Origin of the sequence: Bacillus sp. Root131, from assembly GCF_001429475.1 — a bacterium.
Classification (GTDB): domain Bacteria; phylum Bacillota; class Bacilli; order Bacillales; family Bacillaceae_G; genus Bacillus_A; species Bacillus_A thuringiensis_S.
On sequence record NZ_LMJQ01000045.1, the window covers coordinates 107,791 to 131,032 of the forward strand.

Sequence of the window (23,242 nt, forward strand, 5' to 3'; positions counted from 1 at the left end):
TCCTCTCGCTCTTTATATATAAAGGGGGAAAAGCTGCTGAAATCAGTAGTTTTTCCCCTTTATATTCTCTCTATTTCTTTAATATGAATCCGAATTTATCCCATGCTTGTAAATAATCTAATAAGAAAATTTCTTCTTCTATAATTCGACCAACTACATTTGTTTTTCCTGTATTCACCATATCTTTTAATGCAATTTGTAATTCGCCCTTATACTGGCCATATTGTTCATTATCAATTAATAAATCTCCACGCTTAATTTCACGCGTATTATGAGGTTTAAACTCTTCTTTTTTATATTTCACACGACTTTGTGTAGAACGAATCATATATTCAGATACATCTCCGCGATAAAAATGTGGTTCGTCTAATACGATAATTCTTTCTAGTTCTGTCGTTGTATCATATAGTTCTATATCAAATGTTTGTTTCTCTTTATTTAATGCACCTAGTGCTTGTAATTCTTCTTCTGACGCATATGCGTTTGCAATAATAACATCATCAATTAATTCCGTCGCAAATAAATGCTTCGCCTGTGTTGTCATCGATAATTCACGATGCTGCTCTAATGTACATAACCCTTCTGTTACTGGCCAAGGTCCGTATGTTGCATCAAATGATGAAATAAAAGCAGCCGTTCTCATACCGTAATCTTTAAATTGTTTCGAGCATTTAATGAAATGATCGTATGATAACCCTGAATAACGATGCGGATAAAAATTATGACAACCAATTAAATTTTCACGATTTGGTCTATGACTCATAATGTTATCTACATACTTCGTACCATTACTCATATTAATCTCAATTTTCAAACCATACGGATTATAAGTCATAATTGATTCTTCTAATCCTGAGAAACCAACATCTAAACGAATACCGTACGCACCTAATTCATGGAAGAATGATAAATCATTATACGAAATACCTAATTGTTCAAAAACAGATGGACTAATATCAACTAATACTTGGAACCCTAATGCATTCGCATGTGAGATCGTTTCTTTAAATTCTTCAATAATTTTCTCTTTTTCTCCATCCACAGATAATAAACATGTGAACACACGTGTAAATCCATATTTACTTGCTAATGTTAAATACTCCTTATCTTTCTCTACTGTTGAATGTTCTGGATAAATAGAAATACCTAATCGTCTCATATGTACACGCCTCTTTCTTCATCATATTGTAAACCTTTTCAAATATATGTAGTGAAAAAGTATATCTCCCCTTCTTGTTCACTACTCTTTTGAATCCGCTTTCTTTAAAGAAAAAACAATTTCTATCATTCTTAACACCTACAAGTCTATACATCTATACTTTACATCTTTTTTTCATAGTTGTGTAGCTTTTACACAAATTTGTCATTTTTTCGCCTTAAAAATTGTTATCCGTTTTCAAGACACCTTCCTTGACTGTTGCATTGGCCAATACATATACTCGAAAGAAAAGAGATAAAGTGAAACTTTAATCAGTGAGGGGGGTGTTCATCCCCCACTGATTATTAGTTGAACCAATCGGGCATTTACGGGCAGTTGATCTCCCACCTAACTTCTTTGCTCCAGTCCGATTTTGAGGTGGGAGTTTTACTGCCCGTGAATAGCGGGAAAATTTTATATCGGGGATGAATATATGGGAGAAGCAATACTCGTAAAACGAGAACCGTTATGGACAAAAGAGTTTGTTGCTTTAATTTTTGCAAACTTATGTATGTTTTTAGGGTTTCAAATGTTAATTCCAACCTTACCTGTTTATGTGAAAGAAATTGGTGGCACAAGTTCCAATATCGGATTTGTTGTCGGTATGTTTACCGTTGCGGCACTTTTTGTTAGACCGCTAACTGGGAACGCCTTGCAAAAATTTAATAAAAAAATCATTTTAATGATCGGTACTGCTATCTGTTTACTCGCTATGGGCAGTTACCTTTTCGCCTCAACTATCTTTCTCTTGCTTGCTGTTCGTATTTTACACGGAGCTGGTTTCGGTATTACAACGACTACATATGGAACTGTCGTTTCTGATTTAATTCCCTCAGCTCGCCGCGGAGAAGGCATGGGATATTTTGGCCTTTCTGGAACAATTGCAATGGCCCTCGGTCCACTTATAGGACTATGGCTCATGCAAACATATAACTTCACAATTCTTTTTTTATGTGCACTATCGTGCACAATTGTTTCATTAATATTAACGAAACTACTTCAAATCCAAAAAACGAAACAGCCGCCACAACAATCATCTAGTACTTTTCTCGATGGATTTATTGAGCGTAAAGCTTTACTTCCTTCATTATTAATATTATGTATTACATTAATGTACGGAGGAATCGGAAGTTTTATCACACTATTTGCTACAGAAGTCGGCATAGCTGATATTAGCCTCTTCTTTTTATGTAATGCACTAGCAATTGCTGTAACTCGTCCATTCTCTGGAAGGCTATATGATGCGAAAGGCCATACATTCGTCATCATTCCGGGAGTTATTATAACGTTTACAGGCATTATTTTATTGTCGTATACGACGACAATTCCGAGCTTAATTATTGCTGCAGCATGTTACGGAAGTGGTTTTGGAGCGATCCAACCTGCACTACAAGCATGGATGATTGACCGCGTAGCACCGCATCGACGCGGCGTAGCAACAGCTACATTCTTCTCCGCATTTGACCTTGGAATCGGCGCTGGAGCGATTATATTTGGATTTATTGCTCATTTTACAAACTATGCAACTGTATATCGTTACTCCTCTCTATTACTTATTGCTTTTCTCTTCATTTACATTACAAGCATAAGAAAACAAAAGTATGGCGATAAAAACACGGAAAAAGCTGCTGGATAATTCAGTGGCTTTTTTATCGTGTTAAAAAAATTGTTTTCTCTCGTTTTGCTGTTATAAAACTACATGCATTTTCCTACATATTTTTTTAACTTTCATCAAAAAATATACGATGAACTCGCAGACGCTTTCCTTGATATTCAACTGAACAATACTATTCTAAAAAGTATGATTTCTTTACAAAATTAAGATTTATACAAGATGAAAACCAATAAAATACAGCTGTTTCTTTAAGGTATTGTAAACTTTTCTACCCTTTGTAAATTTAGTGTAAATTTTACTAGCAAACCGTTTACAGTGACTCAAGGTTCAGTTAATAATTACATCGTACATGAAATTTAAGGAGTGGAATGCGTGGAATATAATGTTCAAGATATGATCTTCCAGTTCATTGGTGGATTAGGTATTTTCTTATTCGGGATTAAATACATGGGCGATGGACTGCAACAAGCAGCTGGAGATCGTCTTCGTGATATTCTAGATCGTTTTACAACAAACCCACTCATGGGTGTACTAGCAGGTATGTTAGTTACGGTATTAATCCAATCAAGCTCAGGAACAACCGCTTTAACAGTCGGACTTGTAAGCGCAGGATTTATGACATTAAGACAAGCAATCGGTGTTATTATGGGTGCAAACATCGGTACGACAGTTACTGCATTTATTATCGGAATTAAAATCGGAGAATACGCTCTCCCAATTATGGCAGTTGGAGCTATCTTATTATTCTTCTTTAAAAATAAAAAAGTACATTCTTTAGGTCAAGTTATATTCGGCTTTGGTATGTTATTCTTCGGTTTGGAATTAATGAGCGCAGGTATGAAACCTCTTCGCTCTTTAGAATCATTCCAAGAATTAACGGTTAGTATGAGTGATAACCCAATTTTAGGAGTTGTTGTCGGTACAGTCTTCACTTTAATTGTACAAAGCTCAAGCGCAACAATCGGTATTTTGCAAGAATTATTCGGTCAAGGTGCAATCGATTTACAAGCTGCCCTTCCTGTATTATTCGGTGATAACATCGGTACAACAATTACAGCTGTATTAGCAGCAATCGGTACTTCTATTGCCGCAAGACGTGCAGCATTAGTTCACGTTATCTTTAATATCGTCGGTACAATTATATTTACGATTTTATTAGTACCATTTACAAGCTTAATTCAATATTTCCAAACATCATTAAACTTAAATCCAGAAATGACAATTGCATTTGCACACGGAACATTTAACGTAACAAATGCAGTTATTCAATTCCCATTCATCGCTGTATTAGCATGGATTGTAACAAAACTTATTCGCGGCGAAGACTCTGCTATTGATTTCAAACCGCAACATTTAAACCCAATCTTTATTGAGCAATCTCCAGCTATCGCTTTAACAGAAGCTCAAAAAGAAATTATCCGTATGGCTGAGTTTTCATTACATGGATTAAAAGAAGCAAATCAATTTTTAAATACACAAGACAAAAAACACGCTGACATGGCTACTCAATTAGAAGGAGCTATTAACAATTTAGATAAAAAAATTACCGAGTATTTAGTTCTACTATCTGAAAAGCCGCTTTCACCTACGGATTCTGAAAAACATTCCGTTTTAGCAGGTGTTGTTGGAGATATTGAACGTGTTGGTGATCATGTAGAAAACCTTGTAGAACTTGTAGATTTCCAAATTTCAAATCGTGTTTCACTATCAGACGAAGCATTAGGTGAATTAAACGAAATGCTGGAATTAACGATTTCAACACTGCAAGACTCAGTTGAAGCTTTAACAAACTTCGATACCGAACTAGCTCAAACTGTTATTGCAAAAGAACGCAAAATCGACCAAATGGAACGTGTTCTTCGTAAACGTCACGTATTACGTCTAAACGAGCGTAGCTGTTCAGGTGATGCAAGTATCATCTTCGTCGATATGGTAAGTAACTTAGAACGCATTGGCGATCACGCTGTAAATATCGCTGACGGTGTTTTAGGTGAACAAGGAAAAATCAATTTAAAACAATCATTATAATGAAGAAAAGAGACGCTACATTAAGCGTCTCTTTTTTCACTTTATTTTAACAACTGTTCTTCCTTTTAACTTTCCTTGCAATATAAGTGCAAACTTCTCATCTAATTCTTCTAATGTACATTCTTCTGTATAAGACGCTAACTTTGAACTTTCCCATTCATCCGCTAACAATGTCCACACATCTCTTCTCACATCCACCGGGCATTGCACGGAATCTATCCCTAAAAGGCTTATGCCTCGTAAAATAAACGGATATACCGTTGTATGTAATTCCTGTCCTGCCACATTACCGCATGTCGTTACACAACCACCATACTTTACTGTTTTTAAAGCTGTTTCTAACATATGTCCACCTACAGTATCGATAACTCCGGCGTATATCCCTTTTAACATTGGTCTTCCTGATTCATCATTCAATTCCGCGCGATGAATCACTTTTTTCGCTCCTAGACGTAGTAGCATCTGTTCCTCTTCCATTTTCCCTGTCGCTCCTACTACATTAAACCCTAACTTACTTAAAATACTAACAGCTACACTCCCTACGCCGCCTGTAGCACCAGTTACTAGAACGTCTCCCATACCAGGATTAATTCCTGCTCCAATAAGCTTATATACCGACAAAGCAGCAGTAAAACCTGCTGTCCCATACATCATACTTTCCTTTAATGACATTCCTTCTGGTAAAGGCACGACCCAAGATGATGGGACGCGAATATATTCTCCGAAACCACCAGAGGTATTCATACCTAAGTCATATCCCGTTACAATAACTTGATCTCCTACATTAAAGGAGTTATCTTCACTTCTCATAACTTCTCCTGCGGCATCAATTCCTGGCGTATGAGGATACGTTCTCGTAACACCTTTATTACCAGTAGCTGAAAGGGCATCTTTGTAATTTAATGAAGAATAATGAACTTGTATGAATACGTCTCCCTCAGGTAAACTACTTACTTCTCTCTCAACAACTTTTCTTACAAACTGATGATTTTCCGTTTCGTTCACAACGATTGCTCGGAATGATGTATGATTCATTATGCTCTCTCCTTTATCCGTCAAATTCTTCTTTATTATATAGAAGAAATAAGTAAGCTTACTCATTTCTTCTTGGCTATATTTCAACAAATCTTACTTCCCTATCACTTTCTCATAATATATATTTTCATTTCTACCAAAAGCCCTTATACTTATTCTACATCTAAAAAAGAATATATAGAAAATCTGACTTTTTATAAATAAATTGAATTTTTACGAAATGTAAATGATTTGTAATGTTTTTTTTCGCTAAATTTCATTATAATAAGTGGATATGAGTGTCGTATTTCAATCCAAATGAAGGAGTACAGGAAATGGAGCAAAACCCATCTTTGCAAGAAAATACACGCAGTAAACCGAACAAAAATAAGAAAAAAATAAAAATTATTATAAGCGCTATACTATTCGTTTTATTAATAGGTGGCGGTTATACTTGGTTTTTAGTAAATAAAGCATCTTCTGCTGTTCGAAATGCCGCACACGATTTAGCACGCGGTGATAAATCAGATTTACGAGATAAAGCTGTTAAACCTATTACAAATAACGTCTCTGTTTTAATAATGGGTGTTGATGAAAGCGATGTCCGAGGAAAAGAATATGGTGAAGCTATAAGAACAGACGCGCTTTTACTTGCAACATTTAATAAAGATAGCAAAACTGTTAAACTATTAAGTATCCCACGTGACACATATACTTATATTCCAATAGAAAAGAAAAAAGATAAAATTACACATGCTCATGCATTCGGTTCTGCTAAAAACGGAAAAAATGGTGGACCACAAGCAAGCATTGATGCAGTTGAAAAATTAATGAATGTTCCTGTCGATTATTTTGTCAAATTTAACTTTAAATCATTTATAAAAATCGTCGATGACTTGGGCGGTGTTGAAGTTGATGTACCAGTTGAATTTACTGAGCAAGATAGCAATGATAATGCTGAGGCAATTCACCTAGAAAAAGGTGTTCAAAAGTTAAATGGCGAAGAAGCTCTTGCTCTTGCTAGAACAAGACACATCGATAGTGATGCAATGCGTGGACAACGTCAACAACTCGTTATCGAAGCTATTTTAAAGAAACTAACAAATGCTGGTTCTGTAACAAAAGTTGGCAACATCATTGATGATATTAACGGACAATTCGTTACAAACTTAACATTTGATGATATGCTTTCATTCTATAAGTACGGATCGGATTCGGAAATTGAGAAATTACAAATCCAAGGTGATGATTGCTATATGGCAAAAGGTGACGATACATGTAGCAAATCTGCTGGTGGTGGTCGAACTTACTACTACAATCCAGATAAAAAAGAATTAGCTAATGTTACAAATGAACTTCGTACTCATCTTGGGCTACCTGCATATACAAAGTCTGACTCAGACTCTGATTCGAAAAAGACAAAAGAATCTAAGTCTGAAAATTCAAGTGAACGCGAATCAAGTAACAATGAAGTGAAAAATAAGAACAAAAATAGCAGTGAAGATACAGAAACATCGTCTAACGACAATGAATAGTAAAGAAGCAGTACTCTATGGAGGTAGAGTACTGCTTCTTTTTATTTCGTCAGAATCAAAAATCAGAACTTTCTAACTATCTTTTTTAATATTTTTAAATTATAATAAATAGTAGCAATCTATTCCAATTATCAGGGGGCTCATACATATGAAAGCTGCAGTAAAACATAACATCTCAGATTTTAAAGACTACTTAAAATCCAACGATATATACATGGAAGAAAATATAGATGAAAATGATGGCTCTGTTCATTTTTCAGTAGGATTAGAGACAGAAGCTGGCGCAAAAATTCAACTTATCGCTGCTTTCCAAAACGAACATCCTACGGTGGATATATACTGCTTCAATGTTGCTCACGTGCCTGATGCAACATCAACAAATGATATTTTACATGTCATTAATGAATTAAACACATCTTATCGCTTTGCAAAATTCACATTAAACAAGCAAAATGCAATTGATATTTCAGCATCTCTTGCATTCTCAGAACCAAACTTTAATCCAGCACTTGTCTTTGAACATACGAGAATGCTATATAAATTAGCAAATGACGAATATAAAAACTTAATGAAAGTTATTTGGGCATAAATAAAAGGATGGGCTACAAGCAGCCCATCCTTTTATTTCGATATCATATCAATCCACATTTTAACAGCAGTGCCTACAATCAAAATCGATAACATATATTGCAGTGCTTTTTGATTGGTCCCCTTCCCGACTCGCACTCCAAGCGGCGCAGCAAAGATACTTGCAACCGCAATAATAAGAGCTGGAATTACAACTACTTGACCAGTTATCACTTTTCCAGTCGTAATCCCTACTGAGGAAATAAACGTAATAGCGATAGATGTTGCTATTGTTGTACGTATCGGCAATTTTAAAATAACTAACATAATCGGTACTAATAAGAAAGAACCGCCAGCACCTATAATGCCTGATGCTCCTCCTACAATAAACGCTAACAAGCTTGCTAACCATTTATTATATGTCACTTCACCACTATTATTTCGTTTCGGTACGAACATCATAATAGCAGCAATTGTTGCTAACGCTGCATAAACAACATTGACCGTATGTTCCTCTAATACGTTAGCACCAAAGCTCCCTATGAAACTTCCTATTAAAATACTAGCTCCCATATACACAACTAACGTTTTATCCATATCATTACTTTTCCGATAAGCCCATGCGCCTGCAAAAGTTGCAAAGAATACTTGTACCGCTGTAATACCACTCACTTCATGTGACGTATAACCAGTAAATCCTAACAATACTGGAATGTATAAGATCATCGGATAATTAATAATCGCACCGCCAATTCCAACCATTCCTGATATAAACGATCCTATAAACCCAATTATAAAAAGTAATAATACTAAACTCACCTTACATCCCCCTCCTTCTAAAAAGAAGGTGATTTAAATGAATAAGTTTACATTCCCATCCGAAGCATCTGCTAAATATGCCCCTACGCCTGCAAACTCTACCCCTTCCATAATCTCTTCCTCTTTTAACCCTAATAAATCTACTGTCATTTGACAAGCTACAAGTTTAATTCCTTGTTCTTTCGCCAAATCAATTAAATCTGGCAAAGGCATTGCGTTATGTTTTTTCATAATGCCTTTAATCATCTTTGGCCCCATGCCAGCAAAATTCATTTTGGATAATCCCATCTTATCGGCACCGCGTGGCATCATTTTTCCAAATACTTTTTCTATAAATGTTTTCTTTACATTCACATGTTCATCTTTCCTTAAAGCATTTAATCCCCAGAAAGTATGAAAAATAGTTACCTCTTGGTCATACGCCGCTGCACCATTTGCAATAATATAAGCAGCCATTGCTTTATCGTAATCTCCGCTAAATAACACGATTGTCGTTTTCTTCTGTTGTTCCATATTGTTCCTCCTTCAAATTACCTGTAGGGGTATTTAATTATTTATAAAAAGGCTCAAACCTTTTATCTCTATGCTATATGACTTTACCTTCCCAAGCTAACATACCACCTACCATATTGATTGCTCGAAAACCGTAACCTTCTAAAAATTGAACGGCTCTTGCACTTCTCGCGCCAGAGCGACAAACGATAATATATTCTTTCTTTTTATTCAACTCATGCATACGAAACTCTAATATCCTTAGCGGAATATTACATGCTTCTGGAATTTTTCCTTCAGCTACTTCTTCTACTTCACGGACATCCACAATATTTACTGCTTCTTTACGTAATAATTTTTCTTCTAATTCTTTTGCTGTCATTTCTTTCATTTTAAAGTCCTCCTCACAAACCATTCATACCACCTGAAACATTGATAAGGTGCTGGAATCCTAATTTCTTTAATACCTTTGCCGCTTGCTTACTTCTCATCCCGCTCTGACAAATAACGATTACTTCCGCATTTTTATCTAATTGATTTGCTTTACTAGCTAACTCATTTAACGGGATATTTCGAAATCCCTTCATATGATTCCCTCTATATTCACCTACTGTACGACCATCGATAAATTGCTTCCCCTTTTTCCCCACTATACTCTTTAATTCTTTTCCACTTATATTTCGAACACCTTTTACCGGTAAAAAACGTGAAATAACAAATCCTGCAGCAAGTACAATGAAAAGCGTACTTAATATTGTGTTCATATAACTCCCCCTCTATATTTATAAAATTATTTCTTTACTACGCCTTCTTAATCCAAAACTTTAGTACATCGCCTTCTTCTTCATGCTTTACAATGTCATGACCACTTTTATTTGCCCACGCTGGAATATCCTTAACTGACCCTTTATCCGTTACATGTATTTCTAACACTTCTCCAGTGTCTAAAGCATCCATTGCTCTCTTTGTTCTTACAATCGGCATTGGACATGCTAAACCTTTCGCATCTAATACTTGTTTTATATTCATGATCAATTCCTCCAATTTGTTATTTTTATAATGACTCATGCACTGCACAACGATTTGGGCCAATCTCCATTTCTCGCTCTTCTTCCACACTCGGATGAATTTTCCCCATATTCGTTTGACGAATTTCTTCATATGCATTTGGTTGTGGCGGTAAGTTCTCTGTCACAGCTTTACGAAACTCTATTTCATCAGCAATATTTAACCCTACATTCTCTTTAAATAAATCTTGTAAGCTCGCACTCACAACGCCTCTTTCATCCATTTCACTTATTTTTGAATAATGGGCTGGTAAAACAATTAAATCTTGAGACAGTTCCTTATAAAGTGTATATAACGTATTTCTTAAATCACTCACCCAATCTTCAGCCTTACCAGCAAGATCAGGACGCCCGATTGAATCTACAAATAAAATATCGCCTGATAATAAATAAGAATCATCAACAATGAATGACGTACTTCCAATCGTATGCCCTGGTGAGTATAATGCGTCAATTACAATTTTAGTACCCCCCACCGTAATAACAGATCCTTCAACAAGCGGTTCGTATGAGAAAACAACTTCCTCGGCATCTTTTGGCGGTAACCAATACGTACCACCTACCTTTTCAGCTAACTTACGTCCACCAGAAATATGGTCTGCATGTAAATGTGTATCCATTACATTCGTAATCGTAACGCCATGCTCTTTCGCAAACTCTTCATATGCCTCGGCTGTCCTTACCGCATCAATAACTGCTGCTTCACCGTTAGAAACAACCATATAAGATAAACAGCCTTTTCCAAGACGATTAAATTGATATATACTCCCTCCGCCCTGTACATCCCCTACTTTTAACGGCTTCACATATTCACTCCAAGCTTTCATTCCACCAGCTAAATAATAAATATTTTGTAATCCCGCTTCTGTTAATTGCTCTGCCACAAATATAGAAGACCCTTCTTTTGCACATACTACTAAAACATCTTTATCTTTAGGTAATTCACTTACAATATGATCTACACCATCTAACAAGTCAAAGTAAGGTTTATTAATAGAAGAAACTTGTTTCCCTTCAATTTTCCAATCTTCATAATCCGTCTCATTACGAACATCTAAAATGAATAACTCTCCGAATAAAACTTTCTCTGCAACATCTTTTGCTTGTAACATCTTAATGTCCATTTAATTACCCCCATAGGTATATTTTTGTTTAAAAAATTTTATTTCTCCACATTTCCTTGCCACCCTAACATACCAGGAATGACATTTTTCACATTTGAAAAACCTTTCTCTTTCAACATTTGGCAAGCTACATCACTGCGGTTACCAGTTCGACAAATAACATAAATTTGCTTCGTCTGATCTAACACTGCGCTGTCTAATTCACCTAATGGCACCGAAATGGCAGATGGAATATGGCCAAAAGTAAATTCCGCTGCTTCGCGAACATCTAATACAATGCTCTCTTCCCCATGAGACAATATAGACTGTAATTCTGCATTCGTAATTGTATGTGGATATTTCACAGCTTCATTCACTTCATGCTCGTTTGCTTTCCTAACATAATGCACCAATACATCACCCTCGTGTTTCGTCCCGATATATTGATGTCCTACTTTACTCGCCCAACTTTTTATATCTACCGTAGATCCTTTATCTGTTGCCTTAACTTCAATCACCTGCCCTGGTGTTAACCCTTCTATCGCCTTCTTCGTTTTCACAATAGGCATCGGACAAGCCAAACCTTTACAATCTAAACTCATATCCACTTTTATACTCATAATCGATTCCTCCACAATTTACATACATATACCTGTAGGGGTATATTAAAATGTTTTTGAAAATCTGTCAACACTTACGTTTGACAGATTATCGGCTTTTTACAAGTAATTGAACAGCTTCTTTAATTAACTCTTCATTTGAACCATTGCCACTTTCAAACTGTTCACGTAAACAATGCTCTAAATTCGTTCCAACAACAAGTCCAATTGTACGATCAAGTGCAGAACGAGATGCCGTTAACTGTGTAATAACTTCTCGGCAATCTTTTCCTTCTTCCATCATACGAAGCACACCACGAACTTGACCTTCAATACGTTTCAATCTATTTTTCATATCTTGATTGTATTCCACTATAGACCACCTCCGTAATTGTAACTATATTATACATTACTTTATAACTTTGTATAATATCATATACCCTTCAGGGTATATTGTAAAGTTTTTAATCTTTAGACTGAAATTTATACTTACTTCACAATTTTTCTAAATTATATAAAAATAGGCCGAATCAACCATATGATTGGTTTCGGCCTATTTTTATTAATTTACGTTAATCATTATTAATTTAGCTACATTTCTATCATTAATCACAATCTCTTTTTTCTCATTATTCGGCAATAAAATTATATACTTTCCTTTTCTAGGAATCTTCCAAATCAATTTTCCTTCTTGATTAGTTTTCCCTATCGAAATCACGATTTCTTTACTAGGCTGAGGTAATTCATCTTTTATAAGCATAATTTCAAAGTCTTTTATCTGTTGTTTCTCTTTATTTTGAACATAGAAAGTTATAGGATTAACAACTTTACTAACATTCTCTTCGTTATTTACTATATAACTAGACATCATGATTATGACCAATATACAATACAAAATCCAAATAGAATTACTATATTTATTCAGGCCATTTTTTAATATTATTAAACACATCGTCTGTTATCCGATTTCCCAAATTCATATTTTTATTTCCTCTTGTATGAATGGCTATTATTTTGATACCGGTATCGAAATACTGATATACAGGTGATCCACTTTGCCCCTCATAAGTATCAATCTTGTATGTTAACATTCTAGGAGAAACTCCCTCAATTGGACCATAGTCTCTCCACATTGTGTAACGTTCATTTCCTATTTTATCAGCGGGATATCCAGGAATCGCCGCAAGTAAACCTTTTGGTGATTCTACATAGGTAGTTCTATATCCCAACCAGCCAATATAATCTCCTGGAGACCCATTTAATTTAATCGTTCCATAATCATAATCTGAATTTTCATTATCAGTCCATCCACTTACTGAATAGAGTTTTGTCCAACTATAAGGTAAATACGGTGCTTGGTTTCCATTTCTACCAGGGGTCACAATAACATTTGTCGCCCATCCACCAATTTCTTTATTGTAAATACAATGTCCAGCTGTAAGCACTGTATCTTTACTAACTAGTGCTCCTGTACACCCATAAACTTCTCCACTATTTTACTGAGTCGCAACATGGACTATAGCGCTATACGGATATGAATTTGTATCATTAACCCGTATTCGATCATCGCTTCCTATAACAGAATAGGTAAGAATATTAGGTGAATAATTTAACGTACTATTTTCCAAATATGCTCCCCAATCTTCCCCACCATGTTTTCGCCCTTCAAATGAGGGCGAAACAAGATCTTCTCCCCTTCGATCATTACTATACAATGATTGTTCTTGAAACAGTTCACGTTCTCCCTCATTTGAGACCGATGTCCACGGTACATCTTCTGCATACACCTTCTGATGCACCAAAAATACTATGCAAAAAAATATAAAAAGAACACCAAAACGATAAAGAGCCAACCTGCATCTTATAGAAATAAAGCTATCCAACATAACTTACCTCCTATACAAGTGATAGCAAACAATTGAGGATCCCTTTATAAATTCTAGTTTTTCTTTTTTTAGAAGTCAATGTAATTAACAATGATAATCATTGTTAATTACATTGACTTAATAAACTCAAACAATTATTTATATTCTTTACTCTGCTTTCAAAAATCTGTCTTATTAAAGCTTCACTTTATTACATAAGCCCGTAACCTTCTTCACAATCAGCTCCGCAGTATTTTTCTCCGGTGGCATCAATAAATTCGTAACAGGCCCATATACAACAGGATTTAATTCTACTTCATATCCACCATATGTAAACTCTTCCCTTGTCGGTAAATAACCAATATATCCATTCGTATATCCACCAAGAAAGGCTATTTCATTTTGAAGACTCTCTTTCACTTCTAACGCGGTTTCTGAAAAAGGTTCCATCGGTATACCAAAGAACATTCCATCATTAACTTGAAACAGTTGAACTTCTAAATCAATACGTAACTGCCGAATACCTTGCTTATATTTCTCTAAAACGATAGTAAGCCACTCGTCCGTGTTCACACCCCACTGCTTCTCCGCCAATTGAGCCATGCTTCGTATCTCATTCATTTCAGGAATATCTTTCAACTTCATTTGCATCATACTCGAAACTGTTCTTAAATTTACAATTGGGCTATATGTAACTATTGGCAATATTGTTAATACATGTCCACTAAGTGTGTAAGCCATTTGCTTTACTGCTTCCCTTGAACCGCGATACTTCGCATTTACATTACCAGCAGCTCCTTGCACAATAATAACAGGGCAATTTACGATTTTCTCAAGAATCTCCCTCGTCATTCCAGGATAATCCGCTGATAATACATCGCTATCACCTTTTAAAACATTCGGATGCGCAGTACAAAATACAATAATCCCAGATAGCTCCTTCGTTTCAGCATTTCTTATTGCTAACATGCCAATTCGCTTATCTACAACACCCTCTATATTTGTTCCCATCTTTGCTCTTCCATCAGATGTTCTCTCTCTTCGGTTTATCCCAATATCACCTGTCGTAACACTCCAGCCAACTTCACATAGCCCCAAGTTATTATTTGCAGTAACAGCACCGTGCACTACATTATTTACTAAACTCGTTTTATACGACTTTACTAAAGCTTGCTCACCAACAGTTTCCGGACCAGAATGTGTATGTGTATAAACAACTGTTATTCGCTCAAATGGCACATGAAGCCTGCTAGCTACGCGCTCACGAATAATATTCGTATCTTCTACTAACATCCCAATATTATCAATGCTTATAAACACAGTTTTCATTTCATCTTTTTCAAATACAAAAACTGTCCCATAAATATGCTCTTCAATATTATTTATTCCTGTCTCTCTATGGTATCCAACAAAATCAATACCGACAGGCGGCGTAATATCTACCTTGCATACCCCTATTTTGCTCATTTGAATCGCTCCATTTCTCTATATAACTCCCTTTCTTCAAGAATAGCATATTTAACTTTGCCCCAAATAAAAAAGAACGGACATAGCATTCTATGTCCATTCTTTTCATCACACATACTTCCGATGCACCATCTTCCCATCATAAGAAAACACAACGCCCTTACTTTCCACAATCGACTCCATATGCACCGTTCTTCCCCATAACTGATGAATGTATGGCAGTACTTTTTCTAAGTATTTTAAATCGAGCTCAATTCCTTCGTAACTATGTTTAATGTACAACTCTCCGTTCTTTAAGTAGTCACCATCTTCTACTACTAAGTACGGGAAGCCACCATTTGTACGCATATTTACGAGCTGATCACGTACATGTTCCCACTCTTTATCTATTACTTTATATTCTTTTCCTTGGCGTTGGAATAAGTACATATCTTCTCTCATTACGAGATCTTTGTTTAAGTAGTTCCTTAAGAATGATACATCCCATTCGATTTCGCGTACTTCAAAGATTTTGTCACGGCCAGATCCTGGTTTTACACCGCGTCGTTTCATTTCTTCTGTCGGGTTATTGTAGCGCTCCTCTATATCTTCAAACATTTTAATACCTAGGTAGTATGGGTTAATACTTGTTTTTGATGGTTGAACTACACCTGCATTAAGCTTTGCGAATTCAATCGCTTCAGAAGATGTTAAGTCCATTTCACGGAGTATGCGTTGATGCCAGTATGATGCCCAGCCTTCATTCATAATTTTTGTTTCAAGCTGCGGCCAGAAATATAGCATTTCCTCACGCATCATCGTTAATATATCTCGCTGCCAATCTTCTAGCTCACGGCTATATTCTTCAATGAAGAGGAGTAAATCTTTCTCTGGTTGCGGCGGAATTTTCTTCTTTTTATGCATATTAGGTCGTTCTCTCTTTTTGTTTCGATCATCTAAATTCCATAAGTCATCGTACTGTGATATCTTTTTCTTTTCTACATCCTCTTCTAAATCTTCAATACTCCACGCAAGTTTTGGACGCATAATCGATGGGTCAATATGCTCTTGAATGGCAAGTACGGCATCTAAAAATGTTTCTACCTCTGCTTTTCCGTACTTATGCTCATACGCTTTCACACGGTCCGCTGTTGCCGCCATACTTTCTACCATATCTCGCTTCGTATTTGAAAAACGAATATTATTTTTGAAGAAGTCACAGTGTGCTAAAACGTGCGCTACAATTAATTTGTTTTGAATTAACGAGTTCGTATCTAATAAAAAGGCGTAACATGGATCAGAGTTAATAACGAGTTCGTATATTTTACTAAGACCTAAATCGTATTGTAATTTCATTCTGAAAAACTGTTTTCCAAAACTCCAATGTGAAAACCGCGTTGGCATCCCATATGCACCAAATGTATAAATAATTTCCGCTGGACATATTTCATAACGCATCGGATAAAAATCAAGCCCAAATCCCGTCGCAATTTCCGTAATTTCCGCAATCGCATATTGCAGTGCTTTATCGTCACTTGCTCTCATTATTTTCCCTCCTTACACTTTCCCTTAAGAAAGTGTATGATGAAAAACAAGCTTTCATGAGGATTGATTGCATAATAAAAAGACACCCCCGCAAAAACGAGAATGTCTCATCTATTAACCTTCAATAATCTCCATCTTCTCCGTAATCGGAGTACGAGCTTTTCCTTCTGGCGCTTTATCGAAATAGCCGATATGAAGAATTCCAACGATACGTTGTCCTCTTGTTAAACCGATTCCTTCTATAAATAATGGATTGTAGTTCAATCCGCCTGATTTCCAAACGCAACCTAATCCGCGTTCCCAAGCAAGAAGCTGGAAGTTTTGCATAAATGCACATGTTGCAGCGTAATCTTCGTCACGCTGAATTTGACGCGGATCTTCATTTATATATACAACGATTTGTGCAGGCGTGCTTAAGAAACGATCTGATAAAATTTTACCGCGCTTTGCTCTTTCTTCTTCTGTGAAAGAGTTTAATACTGCATCTACTAATTTTTTGCGGCCTTCTCCAATGTATAATTTACAATTCCATGGTTCACGATATTTATGATTCGGTGCCCACGTTGCGTCGTTTAATAGTTCAATTAATAACTCTTTATCTACCGCTTTGTCTGTAAATGTACGAACAGAGCGCCTTTCTTTAATCACATTAGCGATGGAAGTATATGTAGTCATATTTATCTCTCCCTTATTTTTATCTATATGTATAAGTTTATTGTTGGCATTGATATTGATTTTCAATTTCGATTATACCTTAGTTTTTTACTATTAATCAATGTTTTATGTTGGAAAACTTCTAAAAACGTCATTTCATACTGTGAATAAAAAAACTTAACTTGTTCACAAGTATTTCACATTTTATGGAAATGATATGTGTACAGTTTTCTACATTATCCATCTAGGAGGAGTTTACATGTACAAAAAAATCGCAGTAAGTATGACTATGGCAGCATTATTATGCGGGATATCCACCTTCCCTACGTCCGCTGCCACGCCAAAAGAAGTAACAATGCATCATCATAAACCAATTTCAGAAGAAGAAATGCAATCGCTAGAAAAACTTGGCTATAACAAACATGAAATTTGGAGAGCTGCTCACATTGCAAGAATCAGTAAACAAGAAATAAAAGATGTTTTATCTTACTATAAGCAAAATAAATCTTGGGAGAAAACAGCCGAGCATTTCGGTGTAGATCCAAGTAAGCTGAAAAAGCATCATATGAATAAAGAAACAAAGCAAGCACTGCTACAACAGTTAGCAACTATGCAAAAATCCACACCGGATCAGCTAAAGCAAAAAATGAAAGAATATAACATCAAATTGCGTCATCTTACTGTGTTAACAATCATCTCTCAAAAAAGCAATACCCCTCTTGATGATGTATTAAAAATGAAAAAAGATGGAATGGACATTAAACAAATTGCCGAAAAATTAAATGTAAAAAGAGAAGATATACGAGCGGAAATGATGAAATTAGTGAAGTCTATTAAAGAACAAAAAACAAATTAAAATGCTAAAAAGGAAGAGCCATTCACCACTCTTCCTTTTCTTTATGAACTTTCAATTTTTAAGTATAAATTCCCGTCTTTCCCAAAAACTAACACAAGTAAATGATGTAAGTTAGGGGTGAGAAAATGTTCGGTTTATCATCTAAGAAATCAAAAAAGACTAATACAAAAACACTTTGTTCTATCCCAGAATTTATACAAACCATGAAAGAATCAAGCGATTTTGTTTCTTATAACGTACTTGAAGATGAAACGTTATGCTTGTTTTATTATAAATCTGTCGTGGAAGCACTTATTATTAAACAATTTATTTTAACTCCTCTAAAAAAAGAATCGGAACAAATTCAAAATATCTCTGATTTATGTAATATCGTCTCTATTGAAGATATTATTACCTCCCCTTCTATTGATGATATTCGTGAGAAATTATTAGGTGGATATATTTTAATACGCTTAAAAAACAATTCGAATCCCGATCAATATGCTTTAATTCGTGCTGAAAGTACTGTTTTAGGAACACGATTATATAACGATACAGAAAATGAGTATAGCGTAATCGGGCCTAAAATCGGTTTTGTTGAAAACCTTGATACAAATATACACTTATTACGCCGAAATATTGTAACGGAGCAACTCATTTTTAAAGAAGTTACCGTCGGATCTATATCAAAAACGAAAGTAGCAGTTGCTTATATAGAAGGAGTTACAAATGAACAATTTATCAACACCGCAATACAACGGCTAGAAGACATTGACTTTGATGTCCCATTTGATTCAACTATGATTGAGCAATTTATTAGTGATAATAGCAATTCACCTTTTCCTGTTCTATTACCTACAGAACGATTAGATCGAGCTGTATTTGCGTTAATTAACGGGGAAGTTTTGATTTTAACAGATGGCTCTCCATATGCTTTATCAGGACCAACAACGTTACTGGATTTTTTCATTTCACCAGAAGATTATTATTTACCGTGGATGATTGGATCGTTCTTTCGTATTATTCGTTTTTTTGGGGCTATATTTTCTCTTTTTTCCTCCGCTATTTATACAGCGGCTTTAACATATCATTATCAAATGATTCCTGCCGATTTACTAGGTCCTATTATTTTCTCGAGAGCTAACGTACCTTTCCCTCCTATTCTAGAAGCACTCTTTTTAGAAATTACAATCGAATTGCTTCGTGAAGCAGGAGCACGTTTACCAACGAAAGTCGGACAAACGATTGGGATTGTTGGGGGGATTGTAATTGGCCAAGCATCCGTGGAGGCGGCTTTGACAAGTACAATTTTATTAATTGCAGTCGCTTTATCCGCTCTTGCATCTTTCACAACACCAACCGTAAAGATGTCTTCTACTATCCGGTTATTACGCTTTCCACTTATTCTTTTAGCCGGTGCATTCGGAGGATTAGGCCTTATTGTCGGATTTGTATTCATTTTAGCTCATTTAATTAAATTAAAATCACTTGGATCACCTTATTTATTACCTTTATATCCATTTCGTGGTTTAGGTACAGCAGAAGGTTTTCTTCGATTACCATTTAGTCAAACGGCTCAAAGACCTTCTTTTCTTAGACCAAAATCAAAATGGCGCTATAATCCAAACAAAGCGAAGCAAAAACGTGATGGTGAGAATGAATGAAAAAAATTTTATTGCACCTTATCATTATCTTCTTCATTTTACAAACTGGCTGTACACAAACCTATATAGTGGATACACAGCGTATTATTCATATTGCTGGATTTGACATCACAAAAAACAAAAGATTCCAAGGAACTATCTTATTCCCTGAATACACACATGGTGTAAAGTCTAAGCCAGAGACGCAATCAACATCTGCTCGTTCCCTTGAAACAATCGCTTCACGATTAAATGCGAAATCTCCTCACAATGTCGTTGTAGGTCAAATGCGTGTCGTCCTATTTGGAAAAACGCTAGGAGAACGCGGAATGGGAGAAATTATTACTAACTTACAACGTGACCCAAATATCGGGCGTGATGTACAACTAGCAATTGTAGATGGATCGGCTGAAGAGCTTTTAAATTACGGAAAAAAAAATGGGTCTTTATATATTGCCGATTTACTCGAGCAAAATATACGAAATGAGAACATTCCACAAACCACATTAAACATTTTTTTATATAATTATTACTCTTCTGTATGTGATGCCTATGTTCCTTATATTAAAATGGACGATAATCATTCTATCGCTGTCAAAGGACTTGCCTTTTTAAAAGGCGATAAAGTAGTCATGTATACAGATAAAAGACATTCTGTTTTAGCAAAATTACTTATTAATCCTACGAAAAATGGACGTTACGAAGCAGCAATAAAAAAAGATAAGCATAAAGGTATGGTTGTTATACAAAACTTAGCTGGAGAAAACAAGTATGATATAGATCAAACTGGCGACATACCAAAAGTAAAAATCCATTTAAAATTAAATGGATTAATTAAAAACTCCCCCAATTGGATTGATTTAAGAAAAAAAACAAATATCAACTATATAAGAAAACAAATTGAACGAAATGTTGAAAAAGACTGCGAAGATTTAATAAAACAATTTCAAGAAAAGGAAATTGATCCTTTAGGAATACGAGATGAAATTAGAAGCCATACGAGAAAATGGAATATAAAACAAATTCGAAATATGTATAAAAATGTAGCAGTAGATATAAATTTAGATCTTAATATTGTACAATCTGGAATCGGTGAATAGTGAGGTGAAATGAGCAATGAATACATCAAAAACTGTCTCTCCATATTTTGCATTTATTTTATTGCATTCTCTCCAGATTGGTATAGGAATTCTCGGATATCAACGTGTAATTTTAAAAAACGCTGGTTATGATGCCTGGATTTCTCTTATTATTGCGGGAATTGCAACTCATATTGTACTGGTTTGTATGTTAAAAATGCTTGAAAAAGACGGAGATTTAATTAGCATTCATACAACAACCTTTGGAAAATGGATTGGCTCTATATTTTCTGTAATTTTCACTCTTTATTGCTTATTATTTTGCCTTACTGTTCTTCGTACATATATGGAAGTGATACAAGTTTGGATTTTCCCTACCATTAAGTTATGGAAACTTACCCTTATGTTTTTATTAGTCACTTACTACATTATAAAAGGCGGCTTCCGCTCTGTGACAGGGATATGCTTTTGGGGTATTGTGCTTCCTATTTTCGTGATATTTTTTTTAATTTATCCAATGAAGTATGCACATTTCCGTAATATTTTACCTATTTTTACGCATTCACCTTTTGACATGCTTATATCTGCAAAGCACTCCGCATTGGAATTTCTGGGGTTTGAAACAATTCTTATCTTTTATCCCTTTATTGAAAAAGGAAAATCTTTAAAACGATGGGCCCATGCTGGAATTGCTTTTAGCACCTTAATTTATGTAGTTTTAGCTATCGTATCCTTTATGTATTATAGTGAGGGTCAATTAAACCGTACTATTTGGCCTACTTTAACAATGTTAAAAATAATTAAAGTTCCTTTTATTCAGCGTTTTGAATATATTATTATTTTCGTTTGGTTTTTAATTATTTTACCAAACCTTTGCTTAACCATTTGGTCATCATGTCAAACGATGAAGCGTTCCTTTCATATTTCATTTAAATTTACATTACCGTTTTTTATTTTCATCATATTTTCAGCTTCTCTGCTTTTCACAAACCGTGAAAGTATCAATACATTAAATACCGTACTATCTCAAGCGGGTTTATATATTGTATACGCTTATATCCCAATTTTATTTCTATTTCATTCGCTAAGATGGCGTTTCAAAAATCAGTCGAAAAAATCTTCACCCGACACTCCATAATCTCTGATACAATTTGATTAATACATTTGTAAAGGGGACAAGCGAATGAAAAAGTATGTATTTTCTTTACTTGCAGTACTAAGCTTAATTCTTGCTGGATGCGGAAGTACTGGTACAAATGACCAAAAATCTTCTGAATCAAAAAAAGAAGAACATGACCATGCATCCCACACTCAACAAGCTGACATTCAAGAGAAAACAAAAGGAGTCGACACACTTCCGACCTTCCTAGATAAGCTTGATCCACAAATGAAAGATATTTACACCGTCGCTGGGCAAAATGCAGAGCTATTAGATTGGATTCCATGCTATTGTGGTTGCGGTGAAAGTGTAGGACATAAAAATAATAAAAACTGCTTTATTCGTGAAATTAAAAAGAATGGTGAAGTTGTTTGGGATTCCCACGCAACGACTTGCGTCAATTGCCTAGAAATCGCAGTTGAATCTGCTTCCATGAAACAAAAAGGAAAATCAACGCTTGAAATTCGTAACTATATCGATAATAAATACAAAGAAGGCTATGGCAAACCAACACCTACGCCAATGCCAAAAGCTTAAAAAACGAGGGAATTCCTCGTTTTTTCTTTTCATTCTCTTTTTTTCTTAACAAATTCTTTCAAGTGTATTTCTCCTTACTTATCACACACTATATATAACTCTCGGTAAGGAGGGTACACAGTGCAAACATATAACGACTATGATAAAGCTCTCTATTACACGTATTGCTGTAATTGGGATAAATTACTCGTTCTCATGGTTCAAACGAACGATCAATTATTTTCTAAGCGTATTGAGCATTTTTTACACGCTTATCAATACAGCAAAGAACTACCAGAAGTTGATAAACAACTGCAGCTCCTATTTCAATATATTGACCATGCATCCCAAAAGTCGCATGTAGAAGAAGTAGAGCAAATTCAAATGTAAAATATAGCGCTATTCTCTTTAGGAGAATGGCGCTTTTTTAAAATATTAATACCAATAAAAGTTTCCTCTTATA

At 35.2% G+C, this 23,242-nt stretch carries 24 protein-coding genes and 1 pseudogene; 10 read left to right on the forward strand and 15 right to left on the reverse strand.

The genetic code is table 11. The annotated features are described in order from the left end of the window. Window positions 1-70: 70 nt before the first annotated feature. Window positions 71-1,159, reverse strand: coding sequence for a DUF871 domain-containing protein (locus ASE54_RS32910; protein WP_001253355.1), 1,089 nt, complete (start codon window positions 1,157-1,159; stop codon window positions 71-73). A 472-nt stretch (window positions 1,160-1,631) separates the two neighbouring features. Here ASE54_RS32910 and ASE54_RS32915 point away from each other — a divergent pair, with 472 nt between their 5' ends. Continuing rightward, complete coding sequence (locus ASE54_RS32915) at window positions 1,632-2,834, forward strand: MFS transporter (protein WP_000503241.1); 1,203 nt, start codon at window positions 1,632-1,634, stop codon at window positions 2,832-2,834. 351 nt (window positions 2,835-3,185) lie between these two features. Beyond that, window positions 3,186-4,841, forward strand: a complete 1,656-nt coding sequence (locus ASE54_RS32920) for a Na/Pi cotransporter family protein (RefSeq protein ID WP_000456251.1) — start codon at window positions 3,186-3,188, stop codon at window positions 4,839-4,841. A 36-nt stretch (window positions 4,842-4,877) separates the two neighbouring features. On the opposite strand, the gene ASE54_RS32925 is transcribed toward ASE54_RS32920, so the two are convergent. After that, complete coding sequence (locus ASE54_RS32925) at window positions 4,878-5,963, reverse strand: YhdH/YhfP family quinone oxidoreductase (RefSeq protein WP_003309114.1); 1,086 nt, start codon at window positions 5,961-5,963, stop codon at window positions 4,878-4,880. A gap of 227 nt (window positions 5,964-6,190) precedes the next feature. Here ASE54_RS32925 and ASE54_RS32930 point away from each other — a divergent pair, with 227 nt between their 5' ends. Both ASE54_RS32930 and ASE54_RS32935 read left to right on the forward strand, forming a co-directional pair. Next, window positions 6,191-7,390 (forward strand): LCP family protein, encoded by a 1,200-nt coding sequence (locus tag ASE54_RS32930; protein ID WP_000437427.1) that lies wholly within the window; start codon window positions 6,191-6,193, stop codon window positions 7,388-7,390. Between the two features lie 148 nt (window positions 7,391-7,538). Beyond that, window positions 7,539-7,979, forward strand: a complete 441-nt coding sequence (locus tag ASE54_RS32935; protein WP_000642361.1) for a hypothetical protein — start codon at window positions 7,539-7,541, stop codon at window positions 7,977-7,979. A gap of 32 nt (window positions 7,980-8,011) precedes the next feature. On the opposite strand, the gene ASE54_RS32940 is transcribed toward ASE54_RS32935, so the two are convergent. The 13 genes and pseudogenes from ASE54_RS32940 to ASE54_RS33000 all read right to left on the reverse strand — a co-directional run bounded on the left by ASE54_RS32940 (window position 8,012) and on the right by ASE54_RS33000 (window position 17,568). After that, on the reverse strand, window positions 8,012-8,776 hold the full coding sequence (locus ASE54_RS32940; RefSeq protein ID WP_000060622.1) for a sulfite exporter TauE/SafE family protein: 765 nt from the start codon (window positions 8,774-8,776) through the stop codon (window positions 8,012-8,014). Window positions 8,777-8,809: 33 nt separating this feature from the next. After that, the gene (locus ASE54_RS32945; protein WP_000437741.1) at window positions 8,810-9,289 is read right to left on the reverse strand and encodes a DsrE/DsrF/DrsH-like family protein; all 480 of its coding nucleotides are present in this window, start codon (window positions 9,287-9,289) and stop codon (window positions 8,810-8,812) included. 73 nt (window positions 9,290-9,362) lie between these two features. Next, on the reverse strand, window positions 9,363-9,659 hold the full coding sequence (locus ASE54_RS32950) for a rhodanese-like domain-containing protein (RefSeq protein ID WP_000661799.1): 297 nt from the start codon (window positions 9,657-9,659) through the stop codon (window positions 9,363-9,365). A gap of 13 nt (window positions 9,660-9,672) precedes the next feature. Next, entirely contained in the window at window positions 9,673-10,032 is a 360-nt protein-coding gene (locus ASE54_RS32955; protein WP_001092312.1) for a rhodanese-like domain-containing protein, read from the reverse strand. Window positions 10,033-10,069: 37 nt separating this feature from the next. After that, window positions 10,070-10,297, reverse strand: coding sequence for a sulfurtransferase TusA family protein (locus tag ASE54_RS32960; RefSeq protein WP_001022560.1), 228 nt, complete (start codon window positions 10,295-10,297; stop codon window positions 10,070-10,072). Window positions 10,298-10,322: 25 nt separating this feature from the next. Beyond that, on the reverse strand, window positions 10,323-11,459 hold the full coding sequence (locus tag ASE54_RS32965) for an MBL fold metallo-hydrolase (protein WP_000351932.1): 1,137 nt from the start codon (window positions 11,457-11,459) through the stop codon (window positions 10,323-10,325). Between the two features lie 38 nt (window positions 11,460-11,497). Beyond that, window positions 11,498-12,058 carry a sulfurtransferase TusA family protein gene (locus tag ASE54_RS32970; RefSeq protein ID WP_000023977.1) on the reverse strand — a complete coding sequence of 187 codons (561 nt, stop codon included), beginning with the start codon at window positions 12,056-12,058 and terminating at the stop codon, window positions 11,498-11,500. Between the two features lie 88 nt (window positions 12,059-12,146). Continuing rightward, entirely contained in the window at window positions 12,147-12,410 is a 264-nt protein-coding gene (locus tag ASE54_RS32975) for a metal-sensitive transcriptional regulator (RefSeq protein ID WP_000456202.1), read from the reverse strand. 189 nt (window positions 12,411-12,599) lie between these two features. Next, the gene (locus tag ASE54_RS32980; RefSeq protein ID WP_000335660.1) at window positions 12,600-12,989 is read right to left on the reverse strand and encodes a DUF2606 family protein; all 390 of its coding nucleotides are present in this window, start codon (window positions 12,987-12,989) and stop codon (window positions 12,600-12,602) included. Then, window positions 12,955-13,923 (reverse strand): annotated as a pseudogene (locus ASE54_RS32985) (serine protease). The gene ASE54_RS32980 and the pseudogene ASE54_RS32985 overlap by 35 nt, the downstream one beginning before the upstream one ends. Window positions 13,924-14,097: 174 nt before the next feature. Then, window positions 14,098-15,369, reverse strand: coding sequence for a neutral/alkaline non-lysosomal ceramidase N-terminal domain-containing protein (locus tag ASE54_RS32990; protein ID WP_000034541.1), 1,272 nt, complete (start codon window positions 15,367-15,369; stop codon window positions 14,098-14,100). A gap of 108 nt (window positions 15,370-15,477) precedes the next feature. Then, on the reverse strand, window positions 15,478-16,893 hold the full coding sequence (gene spoVR / locus ASE54_RS32995; RefSeq protein ID WP_001202690.1) for a stage V sporulation protein SpoVR: 1,416 nt from the start codon (window positions 16,891-16,893) through the stop codon (window positions 15,478-15,480). 114 nt (window positions 16,894-17,007) lie between these two features. Then, window positions 17,008-17,568: a nitroreductase gene (locus ASE54_RS33000; protein ID WP_000214814.1), complete on the reverse strand. Its 561-nt coding sequence runs from the start codon at window positions 17,566-17,568 to the stop codon at window positions 17,008-17,010. Between the two features lie 238 nt (window positions 17,569-17,806). Here ASE54_RS33000 and ASE54_RS33005 point away from each other — a divergent pair, with 238 nt between their 5' ends. The 6 genes from ASE54_RS33005 (at window position 17,807) to ASE54_RS33030 (ending at window position 23,169) form a co-directional block, all read left to right on the forward strand. Continuing rightward, window positions 17,807-18,403 (forward strand): hypothetical protein, encoded by a 597-nt coding sequence (locus tag ASE54_RS33005; protein ID WP_000276984.1) that lies wholly within the window; start codon window positions 17,807-17,809, stop codon window positions 18,401-18,403. A gap of 125 nt (window positions 18,404-18,528) precedes the next feature. After that, the gene (locus tag ASE54_RS33010; protein WP_000467500.1) at window positions 18,529-20,046 is read left to right on the forward strand and encodes a spore germination protein; all 1,518 of its coding nucleotides are present in this window, start codon (window positions 18,529-18,531) and stop codon (window positions 20,044-20,046) included. Next, window positions 20,043-21,125, forward strand: coding sequence for a Ger(x)C family spore germination protein (locus ASE54_RS33015; protein WP_000722242.1), 1,083 nt, complete (start codon window positions 20,043-20,045; stop codon window positions 21,123-21,125). Before ASE54_RS33010 ends, ASE54_RS33015 begins: the two co-directional genes overlap by 4 nt. A 16-nt stretch (window positions 21,126-21,141) precedes the next feature. Beyond that, window positions 21,142-22,242, forward strand: coding sequence for a GerAB/ArcD/ProY family transporter (locus tag ASE54_RS33020; protein WP_001097950.1), 1,101 nt, complete (start codon window positions 21,142-21,144; stop codon window positions 22,240-22,242). 45 nt (window positions 22,243-22,287) lie between these two features. Then, complete coding sequence (locus ASE54_RS33025) at window positions 22,288-22,800, forward strand: PCYCGC domain-containing protein (protein ID WP_000761026.1); 513 nt, start codon at window positions 22,288-22,290, stop codon at window positions 22,798-22,800. A 120-nt stretch (window positions 22,801-22,920) separates the two neighbouring features. Then, complete coding sequence (locus tag ASE54_RS33030; RefSeq protein WP_001195459.1) at window positions 22,921-23,169, forward strand: YhdB family protein; 249 nt, start codon at window positions 22,921-22,923, stop codon at window positions 23,167-23,169. The last annotated feature ends 73 nt before the right edge of the window (window positions 23,170-23,242 follow it).

Bases quoted from the DNA above. Each gene is read 5' to 3' on its own strand.
- ASE54_RS33025 (WP_000761026.1), top strand. From the start codon at position 22,288: ATGAAAAAGTATGTATTTTCTTTACTTGCAGTACTAAGCTTAATTCTT.
- ASE54_RS33020 (WP_001097950.1), top strand. From the start codon at position 21,142: ATGAATACATCAAAAACTGTCTCTCCATATTTTGCATTTATTTTATTG.
- ASE54_RS33010 (WP_000467500.1), top strand. From the start codon at position 18,529: ATGTTCGGTTTATCATCTAAGAAATCAAAAAAGACTAATACAAAAACA.
- spoVR (WP_001202690.1), bottom strand. From the start codon at position 16,893: ATGAGAGCAAGTGACGATAAAGCACTGCAATATGCGATTGCGGAAATT.
- ASE54_RS32915 (WP_000503241.1), top strand. From the start codon at position 1,632: ATGGGAGAAGCAATACTCGTAAAACGAGAACCGTTATGGACAAAAGAG.
- ASE54_RS32960 (WP_001022560.1), bottom strand. From the start codon at position 10,297: ATGAATATAAAACAAGTATTAGATGCGAAAGGTTTAGCATGTCCAATG.
- ASE54_RS32950 (WP_000661799.1), bottom strand. From the start codon at position 9,659: ATGAAAGAAATGACAGCAAAAGAATTAGAAGAAAAATTATTACGTAAA.
- ASE54_RS32970 (WP_000023977.1), bottom strand. From the start codon at position 12,058: ATGAGTATAAAAGTGGATATGAGTTTAGATTGTAAAGGTTTGGCTTGT.
- ASE54_RS32935 (WP_000642361.1), top strand. From the start codon at position 7,539: ATGAAAGCTGCAGTAAAACATAACATCTCAGATTTTAAAGACTACTTA.
- ASE54_RS32930 (WP_000437427.1), top strand. From the start codon at position 6,191: ATGGAGCAAAACCCATCTTTGCAAGAAAATACACGCAGTAAACCGAAC.
- ASE54_RS33005 (WP_000276984.1), top strand. From the start codon at position 17,807: ATGTACAAAAAAATCGCAGTAAGTATGACTATGGCAGCATTATTATGC.
- ASE54_RS32955 (WP_001092312.1), bottom strand. From the start codon at position 10,032: ATGAACACAATATTAAGTACGCTTTTCATTGTACTTGCTGCAGGATTT.
- ASE54_RS32945 (WP_000437741.1), bottom strand. From the start codon at position 9,289: ATGGAACAACAGAAGAAAACGACAATCGTGTTATTTAGCGGAGATTAC.
- ASE54_RS32980 (WP_000335660.1), bottom strand. From the start codon at position 12,989: ATGTGTTTAATAATATTAAAAAATGGCCTGAATAAATATAGTAATTCT.
- ASE54_RS33000 (WP_000214814.1), bottom strand. From the start codon at position 17,568: ATGACTACATATACTTCCATCGCTAATGTGATTAAAGAAAGGCGCTCT.
- ASE54_RS32990 (WP_000034541.1), bottom strand. From the start codon at position 15,369: ATGAGCAAAATAGGGGTATGCAAGGTAGATATTACGCCGCCTGTCGGT.
- ASE54_RS33015 (WP_000722242.1), top strand. From the start codon at position 20,043: ATGAAAAAAATTTTATTGCACCTTATCATTATCTTCTTCATTTTACAA.
- ASE54_RS32965 (WP_000351932.1), bottom strand. From the start codon at position 11,459: ATGGACATTAAGATGTTACAAGCAAAAGATGTTGCAGAGAAAGTTTTA.
- ASE54_RS32910 (WP_001253355.1), bottom strand. From the start codon at position 1,159: ATGAGACGATTAGGTATTTCTATTTATCCAGAACATTCAACAGTAGAG.